Origin of the sequence: Bradyrhizobium altum (assembly GCF_020889705.1) — a bacterium.
In the GTDB taxonomy this organism is placed as follows: domain Bacteria; phylum Pseudomonadota; class Alphaproteobacteria; order Rhizobiales; family Xanthobacteraceae; genus Bradyrhizobium; species Bradyrhizobium altum.
Map to the genome: position 1 here is coordinate 19,638 of NZ_JACMYP010000028.1, position 15,745 is coordinate 35,382.

17 protein-coding genes, 1 tRNA gene and 1 pseudogene are annotated in these 15,745 nt (G+C 63.2%); 10 read left to right on the plus strand and 9 right to left on the minus strand.

All coding sequences use genetic code 11. The annotated features are described in order from the left end of the window. The first annotated feature begins 143 nt into the window (after positions 1-143). A complete protein-coding gene (locus tag H8B02_RS49355; protein WP_512699907.1) occupies positions 144-419 on the plus strand; it encodes a hypothetical protein in 276 nt (91 codons plus the stop codon). A 142-nt stretch (positions 420-561) separates the two neighbouring features. On the opposite strand, the gene H8B02_RS10610 is transcribed toward H8B02_RS49355, so the two are convergent. From H8B02_RS10610 to H8B02_RS10620, 3 genes are all read right to left on the minus strand, one after another. Further along, complete coding sequence (locus tag H8B02_RS10610) at positions 562-975, minus strand: integrase catalytic domain-containing protein (protein ID WP_229166195.1); 414 nt, start codon at positions 973-975, stop codon at positions 562-564. Positions 976-1,353: 378 nt separating this feature from the next. Then, positions 1,354-2,055 (minus strand): IS66 family insertion sequence element accessory protein TnpB, encoded by a 702-nt coding sequence (gene tnpB / locus H8B02_RS10615; protein WP_229166196.1) that lies wholly within the window; start codon positions 2,053-2,055, stop codon positions 1,354-1,356. A gap of 94 nt (positions 2,056-2,149) precedes the next feature. Continuing rightward, positions 2,150-2,491 carry a transposase gene (locus H8B02_RS10620; protein WP_229166197.1) on the minus strand — a complete coding sequence of 114 codons (342 nt, stop codon included), beginning with the start codon at positions 2,489-2,491 and terminating at the stop codon, positions 2,150-2,152. Between the two features lie 111 nt (positions 2,492-2,602). Here H8B02_RS10620 and H8B02_RS10625 point away from each other — a divergent pair, with 111 nt between their 5' ends. Beyond that, positions 2,603-2,980 carry a hypothetical protein gene (locus tag H8B02_RS10625; protein ID WP_229166198.1) on the plus strand — a complete coding sequence of 126 codons (378 nt, stop codon included), beginning with the start codon at positions 2,603-2,605 and terminating at the stop codon, positions 2,978-2,980. 2 nt (positions 2,981-2,982) lie between these two features. Further along, on the plus strand, positions 2,983-4,308 hold the full coding sequence (locus tag H8B02_RS10630; RefSeq protein WP_229166199.1) for a hypothetical protein: 1,326 nt from the start codon (positions 2,983-2,985) through the stop codon (positions 4,306-4,308). 295 nt (positions 4,309-4,603) lie between these two features. On the opposite strand, the gene H8B02_RS10635 is transcribed toward H8B02_RS10630, so the two are convergent. Beyond that, positions 4,604-4,678 (minus strand) — tRNA-Gln (locus H8B02_RS10635). A 223-nt stretch (positions 4,679-4,901) separates the two neighbouring features. Between H8B02_RS10635 and H8B02_RS10640 the strand changes: the two genes are divergently transcribed. After that, entirely contained in the window at positions 4,902-6,680 is a 1,779-nt protein-coding gene (locus tag H8B02_RS10640; RefSeq protein WP_229166200.1) for an acyl-CoA dehydrogenase family protein, read from the plus strand. 406 nt (positions 6,681-7,086) lie between these two features. Here the strand turns inward: H8B02_RS10640 and H8B02_RS10645 are convergent, their stop codons facing one another. Continuing rightward, complete coding sequence (locus H8B02_RS10645; protein WP_229166201.1) at positions 7,087-7,338, minus strand: hypothetical protein; 252 nt, start codon at positions 7,336-7,338, stop codon at positions 7,087-7,089. 38 nt (positions 7,339-7,376) lie between these two features. Further along, positions 7,377-7,673 (minus strand): 30S ribosomal protein S21, encoded by a 297-nt coding sequence (rpsU, locus tag H8B02_RS10650; protein WP_092124744.1) that lies wholly within the window; start codon positions 7,671-7,673, stop codon positions 7,377-7,379. A 496-nt stretch (positions 7,674-8,169) separates the two neighbouring features. On the opposite strand from rpsU, the gene H8B02_RS10655 reads away from it, so the two are divergent. Then, on the plus strand, positions 8,170-8,403 hold the full coding sequence (locus tag H8B02_RS10655; RefSeq protein WP_229166202.1) for a DUF6894 family protein: 234 nt from the start codon (positions 8,170-8,172) through the stop codon (positions 8,401-8,403). 167 nt (positions 8,404-8,570) lie between these two features. Here H8B02_RS10655 and H8B02_RS10660 read toward each other — a convergent pair whose 3' ends face one another. The 3 genes from H8B02_RS10660 to H8B02_RS10670 are packed head-to-tail and all read right to left on the minus strand — an operon-like array spanning position 8,571 to position 10,314. After that, positions 8,571-9,263 (minus strand): VOC family protein, encoded by a 693-nt coding sequence (locus H8B02_RS10660; RefSeq protein ID WP_229166203.1) that lies wholly within the window; start codon positions 9,261-9,263, stop codon positions 8,571-8,573. A gap of 41 nt (positions 9,264-9,304) precedes the next feature. Further along, positions 9,305-9,706 (minus strand): nuclear transport factor 2 family protein, encoded by a 402-nt coding sequence (locus H8B02_RS10665; protein WP_229166204.1) that lies wholly within the window; start codon positions 9,704-9,706, stop codon positions 9,305-9,307. Between the two features lie 41 nt (positions 9,707-9,747). Next, the gene (locus tag H8B02_RS10670; protein ID WP_229166205.1) at positions 9,748-10,314 is read right to left on the minus strand and encodes a hypothetical protein; all 567 of its coding nucleotides are present in this window, start codon (positions 10,312-10,314) and stop codon (positions 9,748-9,750) included. Positions 10,315-10,602: 288 nt separating this feature from the next. Here H8B02_RS10670 and H8B02_RS48875 point away from each other — a divergent pair. The 5 genes and pseudogenes from H8B02_RS48875 (at position 10,603) to H8B02_RS10700 (ending at position 15,674) form a co-directional block, all read left to right on the plus strand. Beyond that, a pseudogene (locus H8B02_RS48875) lies at positions 10,603-11,491 on the plus strand (LysR substrate-binding domain-containing protein). Positions 11,492-11,516: 25 nt separating this feature from the next. Then, the gene (locus H8B02_RS10685) at positions 11,517-12,080 is read left to right on the plus strand and encodes a DinB family protein (protein ID WP_229166207.1); all 564 of its coding nucleotides are present in this window, start codon (positions 11,517-11,519) and stop codon (positions 12,078-12,080) included. A 116-nt stretch (positions 12,081-12,196) separates the two neighbouring features. Beyond that, a complete protein-coding gene (locus H8B02_RS10690) occupies positions 12,197-12,925 on the plus strand; it encodes an alpha/beta fold hydrolase (RefSeq protein WP_229166208.1) in 729 nt (242 codons plus the stop codon). A 240-nt stretch (positions 12,926-13,165) separates the two neighbouring features. Further along, complete coding sequence (locus H8B02_RS10695; RefSeq protein ID WP_229166209.1) at positions 13,166-13,927, plus strand: crotonase/enoyl-CoA hydratase family protein; 762 nt, start codon at positions 13,166-13,168, stop codon at positions 13,925-13,927. 76 nt (positions 13,928-14,003) lie between these two features. Beyond that, positions 14,004-15,674 (plus strand): bifunctional metallophosphatase/5'-nucleotidase, encoded by a 1,671-nt coding sequence (locus tag H8B02_RS10700; protein WP_229166210.1) that lies wholly within the window; start codon positions 14,004-14,006, stop codon positions 15,672-15,674. Positions 15,675-15,745: the final 71 nt, after the last annotated feature.

Consider the following 15,745-nt stretch of genomic DNA (forward strand, 5'->3'; position numbering starts at 1 on the left):
CCAGGCCCCTCCCCAGAGACGTCAGCACGAGAGCCGTTGAACTCCAAGGAGACTGACGCTGCTACGCGAGAACGCATTGCAACAGCCCTTGGTCAGGAGGCGGACGAGGACGCCTTGCGCGGGCAGCTCCACGACCGTATTCCCTGGTTTCCGATCCGCCTGTGGTAGAGATCTCACAATCTTCATTTGAGACGAAAGTGAAAGACTTCTATGGCCATGGGATACCGGATATCGCCGCAAGACCGCAGAGATACTCGCGTTCAGTGTCGTTGAAAGCCGAACGAGTAGCGGACGTTGCTTACAACCACGGTCGAACGAGGCGTCGACGCGCGTGCCGAGCTCCGCCTGGGGATCTCTCATCTCGGGCAGCAGGGCCACGGGATCGAGCGTGCGATAAAGCTCTCGAAGACGCCGTTTGACGAACTTGCTCAACCTCGCCAGTGCTCGTTGATGGCGCGTGGCTGGCACGTGATAGCGCTTGATCACCTTCGCGCCCTCGCGTCGCTTGTCCTTCAGCTTGAAGGACGGCTGGAAGAAGTTGGTATGTAGCCGAGATGCAGCCTACAAACATTCAAGCACGCGCGTCGTCTCGACACCATCAAAGCGACCGTATCCCACGAGTCGCCGGACGACCGCACCGTTCTTCTGCTCAACGAAAGCCTGATCGTTCTTCTTGTGGGTGCGCGAACGTGTCACCTCGATCTTTCGCGTACGGCACCAGGGCACGACGACGTCGTTCGTAAACGCGCTGTCGTTGTCGAAGTCGGCGCCACGAATGAGCCAGGAAAACAGGTTCTGTGCGCTCTCCATGGCTCGCACGACGAGGCCGCTCTCGCGCGTCACCAGCGGCATGCATTCGGTCCAACCAGTCGCGACGTCGACCATTGTCAACGTTTGAATAAACGAGCCAGCGACAGATGTGCCGCCATGAGCCACCATGTCGACCTCGCAGAACCCCGGCGGCGGATTTGCCAATCGTTGAACGTCCGGATCGGAACTTTCCGCCGTACCGCCGAATAAAAGCCGACCCGCCAGCGCTTACCGCCGGCCGCGTTTTGGCCTCGACCAGCAGGCGATCAATCGTGGCTGCGCTGACGCCGAGCACCAACTCTCGATCCGCCTGGTCGAGCTTGAGCCGGCCATGCCGGTCAAGCGAAGGAAGCAACGTCGGAATCAGTAACCTGAGCCGCTTGCCTCAGATCCGATCCGATGACTCCCACAGAGCCACCGGCGCATCCCTGATAGGGGCACCGCCTGGCCTCCGGCGAAATTGCGACATGGCCGGCAAGCGCCCGGACCGCGTGCTTGCGGTGCCAGCCCGTCACCGCGCAAAGCTCGTCGAGCATGCGCCCCTTATCTGCCCGCCCCGCTGATCGACAGCGCTCTACCACCGCCGCCGTGAGTTCGCGCCGAGCACCCATGCTGATCCATTCTACCATCGGCGACACCGATCCGATTCGGTATCGCCGCCCCAATCCTGACGGTCAGTTCTCCGGTAACATTCTTGATGAGGCAATGCGCTAGTGTCCAGCAATGGCGCGCACGCCGGCAGTCTGCGCTGCATCGCGGCATAGAAACCCTGGCACCAGGGATGCGCATCGATGTTGCCGCTGGGGTCACGCCGGTGCATCGGCGCGAACCGATCGGGGCAGTCGAGAGGGTGTTGCTGATGTCGTTGTGGCGCAGCGCGACGGCGAAGATCGCGGCGAACTGATGGCCTCCGCCTGCTTCGATTGGGAGAAGAGCACATTCGCATGGGTAGTCGAGCATCATCGCAAGCTGCGTCGCACTGAGATGCACAATGCCGTCGCGGGTCGGCAGCCAGGTGAAGCGCCCCTGGTGCAGCCACTTCGTTACCAGCACCATGCCGCTGCCGTCCCATGCCAGAAGTTTCGCTCGGTCCATGCGCTTGCTGCGGAACACGAAGACGTCGCCACAATACGGGTTCGCGCGTAGTGCTTCGCTCACCAGCGCCGACAGCGTGTGCACCGACTTACGAAAGTCGACCGGCTGTGCCGCCAGCACCACTTTTAGGTCGGACCTCAGTGCAATCACCGGATGCCCTCAAGCGCCGACAGCACCGTCGAAAGCGTCGCCAGTTCCACACCCGGCTCGATCCGGATGCGCGCCCCGCTCAGCTCGATCTCGATCACCCCGCAGGCCTTGTCGGGGGCGCGCTGATCTCCTGCGCCGACGAAATACGCTCGTCGGTTGTGCCGCTGCTCTCGGCACCAATTTGGATTGGCACAAAGCTCGGCGCCTTGCCCGCTACCGCTGCCGCAACCTGGCGTCGCCACACCGTGAGCAGCCCGCGGGCAACGCCATTGCGCCGCGCTACCTCGAAGATGTTTACACCTTCCTCAAAGCTCTCCGCCACGATCCGGGCCTTCTCCTCGCCCGTCCATCGTCGCCGCTGACGTTCCCCGGTGATCACCTCGACGCAACGATAGGAATCACCTTCCTGCCTGGCATCAAGCATGGCATTTGCCATCGTTCCACCTCCGCCGATCCGCTCATGCCGGGCTGTATCGCGCGCGCTAGCCGAGGGCTAGCTAGGTGGGGGCCTCACGGCGGTCACAATCTATACGAGTACCAACCCAACATGTCCCTTTTGTACGCTGCGCTATCTTTTTCGACGGCTTGCCCGCTGTCGTCATTCCAAGCGCTGCCGGGGATCTGCATCATACATCGCCACCTGAAGAACAAATTCGGCGCCGATTTCGACAGGTCCACATTCCGACTCTTTGTGATGCCGCGTTCTGCCATTATTCCAGCCGGTTCCTGGCCGCGCCGTATGCCAGCTGCAATCGCAGCGGGATATTGCGGAGAGCCGACCGTCGAAGCATTTCTAAGACGGGTCGGCACGGAGTATCCTCAACCACGCGTGAAAGAAGGGAGGCGTCAGCTGTGGTTGAGAGACGATCTGGACCGAGCTATTGCGCCGGACATCGTGCTGGGCGACCTCGCCGAGGATTTGTGACGTTGGAGCGCCCACTTCCACGCTTCGTGGAGGTACGGCGGCTTGCCCGCGGATCGACCGCATTCTACTTCCGCATCCCCACACATTACAGGAAGCTCGGCTGCCAGATGGCGAATGAGCCACTTGGGACGAGCTACGAAACCGCATGCGGCGGTGATGGCAAAGGCGGACGCGCTGCCACCCTCAATGCCTTGTTCGATGAATGGAACAACCACCGCAGAGGGCAGCCGGGCGACCAGGGGAAGATCGCGCGCTATGGCACGATCGATTGGCTGTTCCGGCAATACAAAACGGAGAAGGCGTATACCGAGAAGGTCTCACCTCGGTCCCGCCCCGATTACGAACGAATCATGCAAATGATCTGCGACACTGTCGATAAGAACGGACGGCGGATTGGCGAACGGCAGATCATGGAAGTTACGCCACGAGCCGCTGATAAGATCTACGATAAAATCATCAACGGCCCGAACGGCATCAGATTGCGGCAGGGAGAAAAGGTCGTCGGCCTCTGCCGAAAGGCGTGGCGGATCATGCGTCGTCTACACCCGGAGTTGTTCGATAAGAAGCATCCGAACCCTTGGGACGATTTCACCCTCAAGAGCCGCACCAAGACCAAGAAGCACGCGGTCACTCGAGAAGAGGTCTATAAATTTGCATGGGGCTGCATCAAAGAAGGGCGGCCTGAACCCGCAGCCGTCGCGGTGATCTGCTTTGAATGGCTGCAACGGCCGGAGAACGTAGTGCATGGGTTTTTGACTTGGCCGGACTACCGCAGCAAGAACTGGCCAAACGCTGTACGCATCGAGCACCACAAGAATAAGGCGCTGGTCTGGCATCCGCTCGAAGAGACTCTCGATGGAGAGACCGTCAAGTTTTATGCCGAAGCGGAGGACGTTTTGAGTCATCTGCCAAAGCTTGGCGTCCCGATGATCATGCGTCGGATCCAAAAGGGTGAACGCAAGGGCGATGCCAAAGTGTGGTCCTACCCTGGCATGGAGAAAGTAGTACAGCAGATGCGCAAGAAGATCGACGGCGTGTCAAAGCTGTTCACGCTTGATTCCTGTCGACACGGCGGCATGACCGAACTCGAGGAAGCGGAGCTGACAGACGGCCAAGGTCGTGCGCTCTCGGGCCACAAGACCGCACAGGCCTATCGCGGCTATGCCAAGGAAACAATGATGCGAGCGTTGGCTGCGACCCGTAAGCGGCATGCACACCTTTTGGCTCAGAAGGAGCTCGATCAGCAGAATGCTGATGGAGCAGCATCAGTTCGGGACGAAATGCAGACCTCCCCAAGTTCAAAGACTAGCGTCCGATCCCAAGGATAGACTTCGCGCCTCGTTGAACGCTGCAAAAGACGGCGGGGTTCTGCAGTTGTCGATCCCGCATGCGACGTCAACGGCAGAGGTCGGAAGCTTGCAACGCGCAGACGGCGTTTGTCCGCTCAATTCGTATTTTGATAAGTTGAGCGACGTTCAACGCGCGACGACTTTCATCTAGCTTCCGGCAAAAAAACGAAACCAGCACAGAATTTCCAAATGGGAGGCAAACGGAATTTCCAAATGCGCGAGAAATTCTGCCTTAGGCAAGGCCATTTTCGCAACAAAATCAGCGCGTTACCTCTGGCTGGGGCGGGAGGGATCGAACCTCCGAATGGCGGAATCAAAATCCGCTGCCTTACCGCTTGGCTACGCCCCAACGCGCCGATCGAAGGCCACGCCGGTCTATAGGGTGAGTCCGGCCTTTTCAACAGGGCGGCGCTCGAAAAGACGCGAAAGCCGCAGGTTGATGCCGGCACCTCTTATTATAGAGGGCGACGCCGCGGTGGCCGAAACAGACCGGGCGATGTCCGCTCGGACAGTTGAGAGGCCGCTGGTTTCATGGGAAGACAATTTCCAAACGCCTCGTCGGGAGTAACGCCATGACCTACCGTGCGCCGATCAACGATATCCTGCTGTCCCTCAATCACGGCGCGGGGCTCGCTGCCGCCGTGGCGGCCGGCCACTACGGCGATTTCGACGGCGACATCACCGCTGCCGTCCTGGAAGAAGCCGGCAAGTTCGCCTCCGATGTGCTGGCACCGCTGAACAAGGTCGGCGACGAGCACGGCATCAAGCTCGACAACGGCAAGGTGACGACTGCGCCCGGCTGGCCCGACGCCTATCAGCGCTGGACCGCCGCGGGATGGAACGCGGTGTCCGGACCGGAAGCATTCGGCGGCCAGGGCCTGCCGCTCGCGATCAACGCCGCCTGCACCGAGATCTGGAGCGCATCGAACGTCGCCTTCGGCCTCTGCCCGCTGCTGACGCTGTCGGCGATCGAGGCGCTCGACGCCCATGGCAGCGCCGAATTGAAGAAGGTCTATCTCGAGAAGCTCGTGACCGGCGAATGGACCGGCACGATGCAGCTCACCGAGCCCAACGCCGGCTCCGACGTCGGCGCGTTGCGCACCCGCGCCGAACGCGCGCCTGACGGCACCTACCGCATCAAGGGCACCAAGATCTTCATCACCTATGGCGAGCACGACATGACCGACAACATCGTGCATTTCGTGCTCGCACGATTGCCCGATGCGCCCGCCGGCACCAAGGGAATCTCGCTGTTCCTGGTTCCGAAATTCATGGTCAATGCCGACGGCTCGCTCGGCGAGCGCAACGACATCCATGCCTCCGGCGTCGAGCACAAGCTCGGCATGCACGCCTCGCCGACCTGCACCATGACCATGGGCGACAAGGGCGGCGCGATCGGCTTTCTGATCGGCGAGGAGAACGCGGGCATGCGCTGCATGTTCACGATGATGAACCAGGCCCGGCTCGGCGTCGGCCTCGAAGGCGTCGGCATTGCCGACCGCGCCTATCAGCAGGCGCTGGCCTATGCGCAGGAGCGCCGCCAAGGCAAAGCGATCGGCCACAAGGGCGACGGGATGGATCCGATCATCGTGCATCCCGACGTCAAGCGCATGCTGATGCAGATGCGCAGCATGACGGCGGCGGCGCGCACGATCTGCTACGCCACCGCGGTCGCGCTCGACGTCTCGGTGCGCGCCACGGACGCCAAGGTCCGTGCCGACGCCGCAGCACGCGGCGCATTGCTGACCCCGATCGCCAAGGCGTTCTCCACCGACATCGGCAACGAGGTCGCCTATCTCGGCGTGCAGGTCCACGGCGGCATGGGCTTCATCGAGGAGACCGGCGCCGCGCAGCATTACCGTGATGCCCGCATCACCTCGATCTATGAAGGCACCAACGGCATCCAGTCGATCGACCTCGTCACCCGCAAGCTCGGCGCCAATGGCGGCGCTTCGGTGTGGGCGCTGCTCGACGAGCTCGCCGCCACCATCAAGCAGGTCGAAACCTCCAACGATCCGGCATTCGGCACCACGGGCGCCAAGCTGCGCGACGCCCGTGCCGCGCTCGAGCGCACCAGCAAATGGCTGCTCGAGCGGCTGGCCTCCGCGCCGAACGAGGCGCTGGCCGGCGCGACGCCCTATTTGCGGCTGTTCGGCGCCACGCTCGGCGGCTGCATGCTCGCCGGCGAAGCGCTGGCCGCGAAAGCGAACGGCGAGGCCGAGCCGCAGCGCTACGTCGCACTGGCGCGCTTCTTCGCCGAGAACATCTCGGTGCAGGCGCCGTCGCTGGAGAAGACCGTGACGGAGAGCGCCGAGGCCGTGACCGGCGCGGATGAGGTGCTGGCGGGGTAGGACGCTTTGCGCCGTGATTGCGGGAGAAGGCCCAAAGCGCCGTACTCGCCATCGGCCCTTCCCGCTCGTTTGACGTGCACGTCGTGCCTCATCGCAATTGTCGTCCCTGCGAAAGCAGGCGCCCATACTCCGTGCCGGAGGTTGCAAGCGGGACTCATCGTTGTCGTCCTGGCGAAAGCCAGGACCCATCACCACCGCATTTGATTGTGAACGAGATCGTGGCCCCAGCGTCGCGCCACGATGCGCATTTGGGGCAATGGGTCCTGGCTTTCGCCAGGACGACGGCGAGTACGTGGCGCTGCCGGTGGACCCTACCTTCGCGTTCCCGCGACCTGATTAGTCCGAGCTTTTTGCATTCTCGTTCCGCTCTCTCTTGAACAGAGAGCACAGGGAAGCCGGGTGCCGATCAGCGATCCCGGCGAGACGAGCGAAACTCCCTGGGACCGTCCAGCAGATCATGCTTGCGGGCAGACTGATCGATCCGGCTGGCCGAATGATCTGTCATGGCGTTGATGGCCGTGCCGGCGAGGTTCTGCGCACGCTGCCGTCGCATCTCGTCCTTCGATCGAACATCCCGGTCTTCGGCTCGCCGACGACAGAGTTCGTCAGAGATACGTTCCTGGAGACATCCATCGCCTCGATAAGGTCGCTGCTTCATCTTGCACGCTCCCTCCAACAGGATTGCGGTACGGAGGACTAACTCTCTCGAGGGCCGCTGGTTCGCGGTGCCAATTGACTTAGTGCCGGGAATTTCGGCGCCAGCAATCTGGGCTTCTTCGGCGGAGCCGCAATCAATCCGTCCCGTATCGCCTGCTTGCGGGCAAGCTTGCGGGCTCGCCGCGCGGCCTCGGCTTTCTCCCGAATCTTTCTTTCCGAAGGCTTTTCGAACGAGCGGCGGCGCTTCATCTCTCTGAAGACGCCTTCGCGCTGCATCTTCTTCTTTAGAACGCGCAGTGCCTGGTCGATATTGTTGTCCCTGACAAGAACCTGCAACGGATCACCTCTCGCGGTAGAAGGCACGTCAAGCGCCCAAATACGAATGCCCGCTCTATCGGTGACAGAGCGGGCCGCACTGCCGTTCCAGTACATCCGTGAAACGGCAGCCGATCAACAAGGTGACGAAAGCTTCAGCCGCAGTGCTGATAGCACTGCGCCTTCCCTTTCATCCGACGATGTCTTTGAAAAAGGGTCCCCTGGGACCGATCTACAAGGCTCAAGGCCAGTCGATACAATACAAGTATACACTTATCTCAGCTATGCAAGGTGCAATTGCCAGTTCCGGGATTTATCTCTCGCGCTTCAAGCGTTCGAGATCGTAGCCGGAAGACCGTAGCGGGCCCGAGCGAGTGCGTGAGCGGTTCCTTGAATCGATATCATTGTTGAGTAGCAAATTCGAACCTGCTGACGCAGAGTGCGGCGCTGCCGGGTGAATTCAGCGCGCCGGCACTCGAGAGCCTGGGCAGCTCCCATCGCAAAGAGGGAGCCGCAATTGGCAACCCGCTATTATTTCGACATCCGCAACGGCGAGGAACTCTATGCCGACAGGCAGGGTATCGAGCTGCGCGACGAGGAGACTGCTGCCCACGAAGCGATGCAGTCATTGCTCAGCATGGCAAAAGACAACCCGCCGTTGGACAAACACAGTTCGTTGGCGTTCGAGGTCCGCACGGACGAAGGGCCGCTGTTTCAGGTCAGCCTCAATCGGGGTATAATGCGGCGTTAGGTGCGCCGGCGCGCAACCGAACGTCAATAACTTGGCCGGCGAAGGCGCGCCGGTTCTATCACGTCTGGAGCATTTTCGGTTCTGATCGGATCAGAACCGAAGCTCTGGATTCTTGTTTTGACGCGTTTTCTTCACGCGAACCGGCGTCCACTTCGCTCGAAAACGCGCTAGTGTTCGGACAGGCTGCCGACGATCGATGCGCGGCGGGACAGTTCAATCCAGTTGCCGTCCGGATCGAGGATCATGGAAATCCGCGCGACCTCGCCAAGCGTCACCGGCGCGAGGCCCTCGCGCACGCCCTTGGCGCGCAGTCCGTCGTGCACGGCGTCGATATCGGCGACCTGCAGCGTGATGTAGCGCCAGCCGCGCGCACCCCGAACCGGATCGACGGTCGCGGCCGGATCTTCCCTAAGCAGGATCAGGCTCTCGCCAAGGCGAAACGCCGGACCACCCGACCAGGATTGCTCGTTGAAGCCGAGAATATCGCCGTAGAATTTGCGATGCGCGGCGAGGTCGCGCACGGCCATGGAAACGGCAATCTGGGTGATGCCGTCATGTCCGGGCGCCACCAGGCAAACGCTGTTGCCGTCGGGATCGGCCATGCGCTGCGGCGCTCCAACGCCGTCTCGCGCAACGATCAGCTCGCGATAGCCGCTCGGTGCCGCATCCGGCAACGGCTCGGCATGATGGTTGAGCTTGATGACCGAACCATGCGCGTCGTGCCGGTACTGCTTCTGTCCGCGCCGGATCGGCAACATGTGGTCGAAGCGAACGCCGGCATCCTGCTGCCAGAACCGGAGCATCGGCTCCAGATTGTTGGTGGAAAGGCCGATGTCGATCACGTTCTTCGCGAGTTGCATGTCCGGTCTCCCCAGCCGCCGCGCGCGCTCGCTGGGCCGGCTCAGCCGGGAAAGCGATCGCCGAACATCGGCAGTCCGCTGCGCGACTGTTCGCGCGTCGCCTCATCCTCGATGACGTCCCAATGCTCGGCGAGCACGTCACCCTCCATGCGCACGATGTCGGCAACGACCCACGCCGCAGGCAGGCCATGACCGCTGAACCGACCGTGCAGAATGACGAAATCGCCGCTCGCCGCGCCGACATGGTTCTCATAGCGCAGCGTCGCGGGCAAGCCCTTGACGAGATCGAACAGCCCGTCCCGGCCGGGCGCAATGTGCGCGCTGTGCTGGATGTAGCGCGGCGACCAGAGCCGCTCGGCGGCGGCATAGTCGCGCTTGTTGAACAGGGTATCGAACGCGTCCAGCACGAACTGGACGCGGCGATCTTGGTTCGACGCGTTCATGGCTTCGTTCCCTTGACGATATCAGGGTTACTTGATCAGGGTTACTTGCGGACCAGCGGGATCTGCAGATTGGTCGGACGATTCTGCTCGGTGTCGAAGCCGCGGCCGTCGACATTGCGGGCGCCCCAGAACAACAGGTCGCCCCTGAGATAGACCAGGTCGTATTCCATGAAGTTGGTGCCTTCCTTCAGCGCAAACGGCGCGAAGGATTTGCCGAAGATGCTCTGCGGGGCGTCGACCGCCCACGGCGCGTAGCCGGCAGAGGCGATTTTGTTGAGCACATCGGCAAAGCCTTGCGCCAACGGCGTGACCTCGTAGGCCTCGTCGGCGACGAAATCGACCTTCTGCGCGCCCGGTGCGATCGGATGCGCGCCCTGCCACTGCATGTGCCCGACGATCCTGATCCGCGCCAGCGGCACCTTGCCATACGGATCGGCCGAGTTGACCACCACGAGCTCGAACCGGTCGGAGGACTGATAAGTAAAAGCGCGCTTGAGATAGAACGGCTTGATCGAGCCGTCCGGATTCTTGCTCGGCCGGATCTCGGGCGCGATGCTCTCCCAGTTTCCGGCAAGTGCCCGCTTGATCGTTGCGACGTCCGTATCCATGGCGCTTGCCCTCGTTTGATTGCCGGAAGATTGCGCGGCAGCACCGCCAGGCGCTGTCAGCACCAGCAGCGGCAACCGCAATGCTCCGAGGCTCATCCGCATACGCACGCTCCGGCCTGGCTTCGCGCGGCTCCTCTGCCTGCGAGGCAGAGCCCGCACTGGGAATACGTTTCGCTATAGAGGGCGCTGGCCGGCTTGAAAAAGACTTTGTAAGCTGGCCCCGTGCCTGCGAGAGATGCCTGTGAGAGATGGCAACGAGACTTGGCAGGCCGTGATTGGGAGATCGCGATGGAGCTCCGGCATCTCCGCTACTTCGTTGCCGTGGCCGATGACGGCAGCCTCACGGTTGCCGCCGAGCAGAAGCTCCACACCTCGCAGCCTTCGCTCAGCCGGCAGATCCGCGATCTCGAGGAGGAAGTCGGCGTGCAACTCTTGAATCGCGGCGCGCAGGGCATCGAGCTGACCGCGGCCGGCAAGGCATTCCTCGACCATGCCCGCATGGCGCTGTTGCAGGCCGAGGCCGCCAAGGAAGCAGCGCTGCGCGCAGCCCAGCCGCCGAAGCCTGTCTTCTCGCTCGGCTTCCTGTCGGGCGCCGAAATCGAGCTGCTGCCCGAGGTGACCCGCGTGTTGCGCGAGGAATTTCCCGGCATCGACATCCGCCTGTCGAGCGACTACTCGCCCTTGCTCGCCAAGGCCCTGATGCGGCGCAAGCTCGATGCGGCATTCATGCGGGCCGACGAGCATGGAGGATCTGGCGTACAAGCGCGGGCGCACCGATCCGCTGGTGTTCGTGTTTCCGAGCAACCATCGGCTGGCGGCGCAGGCCGCCGTCGCGCCGGAAGACATCGCGGGCGAGAGCTTCTATCTGCCGTCGAAATCCGCGCCGGCGGTGCGCCGCGTCGTGCTGGACTATTTCAACCGCGCCGGCATCGATCCGAGGCCGGAGCACGAGGTGCATAATGTCGTGCATGCGATATCGATGATCACCTCGACGCATGGCGTGATGCTGCTGCCGGCCTACACGGCGCGCTATCTGCCCGATAGCATCACGACGCGGCCGGTGCAGGGCGAGACGCCGACGCTGGATCTCGTGATCGCCTATCACAAGGCCAACAAATCGCCGATCCTGAAACTGCTGCTGTCGCGGGTCGGCCGGCTGGCCGCGGCGCCGGCCTGACACAACCAATCCAGTGAGGACCGAAATGCCCGCAGGCCTCGTTCAGACGTTTCGCGCCTTTGCTTACAACAACGCCTGGGCCAATCATCGCCTGCTCACAGCATGCGGCAGTCTCGGCCAGACGGAGTTCGCCGCCGCGCGGACCGGATTCTTCCCGAGCCTGCAGGCGACGCTGAACCACATCCATGTCGTCGATCTGTTCTACGTCGACGCGCTCGAAGGTGGCTGGCTCGGGCCGAAGGCGTGGGCGAACGAGGTGCCCTACCCGACGGTCGCGGCGCTGCAAGCTGCGCAACGCGCGATCGACCAGCGCCTGATCGTTCAGTGCGATGCGCTGACGCCTGAACGGCTCGATGATGTGGTCAAGATCAATCGCGACGGCTCGGTGCAGACCGAGCGGCGCGACCGCCTTCTGATGCATCTGTTTCAGCACCAGATCCATCATCGAGGTCAGGCCCACGCCATGCTCTCCGAAACCACCGTCAAGCCGCCGCAGCTCGACGAATTCTTCGCCGCCGGCGAGGCGCCGCTCCGGGCGGCCGAGTTCAAGGACCTTGGCTGGAGCGAAGCCACCGTCTGGGGCGGCTGAATGCCGGGTTCCGCACGAGATCGGGCGGCGGTGCGGATCGGTTCCCGATCCGGAACAAGGTCTTGAATCCCGGCGCTTCCGCGCTCACCTCAGGTGAAACGTGGGGAACTCCAGACATGCCATTCGCCAATCATCGGGGCCAGCGCATCCACTACACCGTTGAAGGGTCCGGGCCGCTGATCGTGCTGCAGCACGGCCTGCTGCTCAACGCCGCCAGCTGGAAGCAGTGCGGCGTGGTCGACGCGCTCGCCGATCGCTTCCGCGTCGTCTGCGTCGATTCGCTCGGACATGGCCTGAGCGACAAGCCCGCCGATCCCGAATTCTACGATCAGGAACAACGTGCCGGCGATATCGTCGCCGTGATCGATGATCTCGGCCACGAGCGCGCCCATGTGGTCGGACATTCGATGGGCGGCTGGGTGGCGGTCGGCGTCGCCCGGTTCTTCCCGACCCGGCTGGCGTCGCTGGCAATCGGCGGCTGGGACTTCCTCACCGGATTGCCGCGCGGCAACGCCGGCCCGCTGACGTATGGCGCCTTCATGACGTTTGCGCGCCGTACCGCGCCGCAGCTCACGGGATGGGTAACGTCCGACCTCGAGGGCGGGGTGCGCGCCTGCTTCGATGCGCTCGGCCAGATCGATGGCGCCAGGGACGCCGTGCTGTCCTCACGCGTGCCGGTGCTGCTCTGGAACGGACAGGACGACGCACCGCATATGCCGATGCAGCGCTTTGCCGCGGAGAACGGCCTTGCTGCGATGTCGGTCCCCGGCGATCATCTCGGCGCCCTGCTTCATCACGGCGTGGAGGTCGGCCGCGGCATCGGCTCGTTCGTGGGGCGCGGCTGAGCGGAGCACGATGCAGGGTTACGTGCGACGGCGCCGGTTCGGCTTGCGCGGCCGGCGCCCAGGAAATCGCGAAATCCGGTTAACTGCATTGCGCCGTTCTCATGCTCGCCCACGGGGAAAAGCAGAGCAGAACACGCTGGAGCCCTTGGGGCTTGCACGGGATCATGTAGGATAGCGGTCGCGACCTCCGCCGGCGACGCTGCCGGCCGACACTCGGACCGCTTACTCTGGGACTGCTTGATGACCGCGCATGTCATAGTCACCGACGAAGCCGCCGCACGCGTGATCCGGCTGCGCAGGCCCGAGAAGAAGAACGCGATCACCCGGGAGATGTTTCGCGCGATCAGCGATGCGATCGACAAGGCGCAGAACAATCCGAAGATCCGCTGCCTGATCATCACCGGCGGCTCCGGCGTGTTCACCGCGGGCAACGACATCGAGGACCTGCTCGCGCAGGGCACCTCGACCGGCGAGACGCCGCCCGCCTCCGATCTGGTCAAGTTCCTGTATTCGCTGGCCCACAATGTGAAGCCGATCATTGCCGCCGTCGACGGCGTCGCGATGGGCATCGGCACCACGATGCTGTTTCACTGCGACTATGTGCTGGCGAGCAAGGCCGCGCTGTTCTCGACGCCGTTCTCCAATTTCGGCCTGGTGCCGGAAGGCGCCTCCAGCCTGCTGATGCCGCGGACGATGGGCCATCAGCGCGCCTTTGCGATGCTGGTGATGGGCCGCACCATGTCGGCCGACGACGCCCGCGTCGCCGGTTTCGTCAACACCGTGGTGGCGCCGGGACATGCCGAGGTCGAGGCGCACAAGGTGGCGCGCGAGATCTGCGCGCTGCCGGCCGAGGCGGTGGCGATCTCGCGACGCCTGATCCGGCTGCCGCCCGAGGACGTCACCCGCCGCATCGAGCAGGAGAACCATCTGTTCAGCGAGCGGATGCGCTCCAACGAGGCGGTCAGCGCCTTCAAGGCCTTCATGGCGCGCGCGAAGGATTGAAACGAAGCGTCGCAAAATTGTAGTGGCGTCGCGCCATGATCGTGTGTTCCATGATCGCGCACGCCATGGACAGGTCATGAGACAGCCCCGCCTTACGCCCCTCGCCGCGCTCTGCGCACTCGGACTGGCCGCGGCAGGTCCCTGCCTGGCGCAGACCGCAGCGCCGGTGAGCCTGCGCATTCTCGCGATCAACGATTTCCACGGCTATCTGCGGCCGGCGCCGGGCGGCATCCGCATCACCGATCCCGCTGATGCGACCAAGAAAATCATGGTGCCCGCCGGCGGCGCCGAGCGATTGGCAACCGTCGTCAAGCAGCTGCGTGAGGGCCACAAGAATAACATCTTCGTCGCGGCCGGCGACCTGATCGGCGCGAGCCCGTTCTTGTCGGCGATGTTTCACGACGAACCGACCATCGAGTCGCTGTCGATGATGGGGCTTGCGATCTCGTCGGTCGGCAACCACGAATTCGACGAGGGCAAGGACGAGCTCCTGCGGATGCAGAATGGCGGCTGCCACCCGGTCGACAAGTGCCAGGGGCCGCATCCCTTCCTGGGGGCCAAATTCCGCTATCTCGCCGCCTCCACGATCGACAAGGCCTCCGGCAAGCCGGTGTTTCCGCCCTATGAGATCAAGGAATTCGACGGCATACCGGTGGCCTTCATCGGGCTGACGCTGAAGAACACGCCGAACCTGGTGTCGCCGGCCGGCGTCGCCAGCCTCGACTTCCGTGACGAGGCCGAGACCGTCAATGCGCTGGTCCCTGAGCTGAAGGCGAAGGGCGTCGAGGCGATCGTGGTCTTGATCCACGAAGGCGGCTTTCCGAGCGGCGACTATAATGAATGCCCCGGCATCTCCGGGCCGATCGTCGATATCGTCAAGAAGTTCGATCACGCGGTCGACGTCGTGATCTCCGGCCACACCCACCAGGCCTATGTCTGCGAGATCGACGGACGGCTCGTCACATCAGGCGACAAATACGGCACGCTGGTCACCGCGATCGACCTTCAGCTCGATCCGAACAGCCATGACGTGATCAGCGCCAAGGCCGGCAACACCATCGTGAAGATCGGCGGCACAGCCAAGGACCCGGAGCAGAGCGCGCTTTTGGAATCCTACGACCGGCTGGCCGCGCCGATCGCCAACCGCGCGGCAGGCTCGGTGACGGAAACGCTGTCGCGCACGCCGGCCGAGACCGGCGAAAGCCCGCTCGGCGATATCGTCGCCGACGCGCAGCTGCTTGCCACCAGCTCGGAGCCGAATGGCGGCGCGGTGATCGCCTTCACCAATCCCGGCGGCGTGCGCACCGACATCGTCAAGCGCGAGGACGGCGCCGTCACCTATGCCGACATCTTCGCCAGCCAGCCGTTCCGTAACCAGCTGGTGACGATGACGCTGACCGGCAAGCAGCTCAAGGACGTGCTGGAGCAGCAATGGGCCGACCCGAAACGGCCGCGCGCCCTGCAGGTCTCGAAGGGCTTTGCCTATGCGTGGGATGCGAGCAAGCCCGACGGCGCGCGCATCATTGCCACGCGGATGTCGCTCGACGGCAAGCCGATCGACCCGGCCGCGAGCTATCGGGTCACCGTGAACCATTATCTCGCCGAGGGCGGCGACGGCTTCACCGTGTTCAAGGAAGGAACGGCGCAGCAGTTCGGCATCTACGACGTCGATGCGCTCTATGCCTATTTCAAGGCCAACAGCCCGGTCGGCCCGGCGGCCGGAAAGCGGATCGAGCGGATCAATTGAAGTGCGGGCATGGAACATCCGTGGGGCGGAGACAGGCCTTTCCGGCGGGCCGGTAACGGCCTAAATTAGAC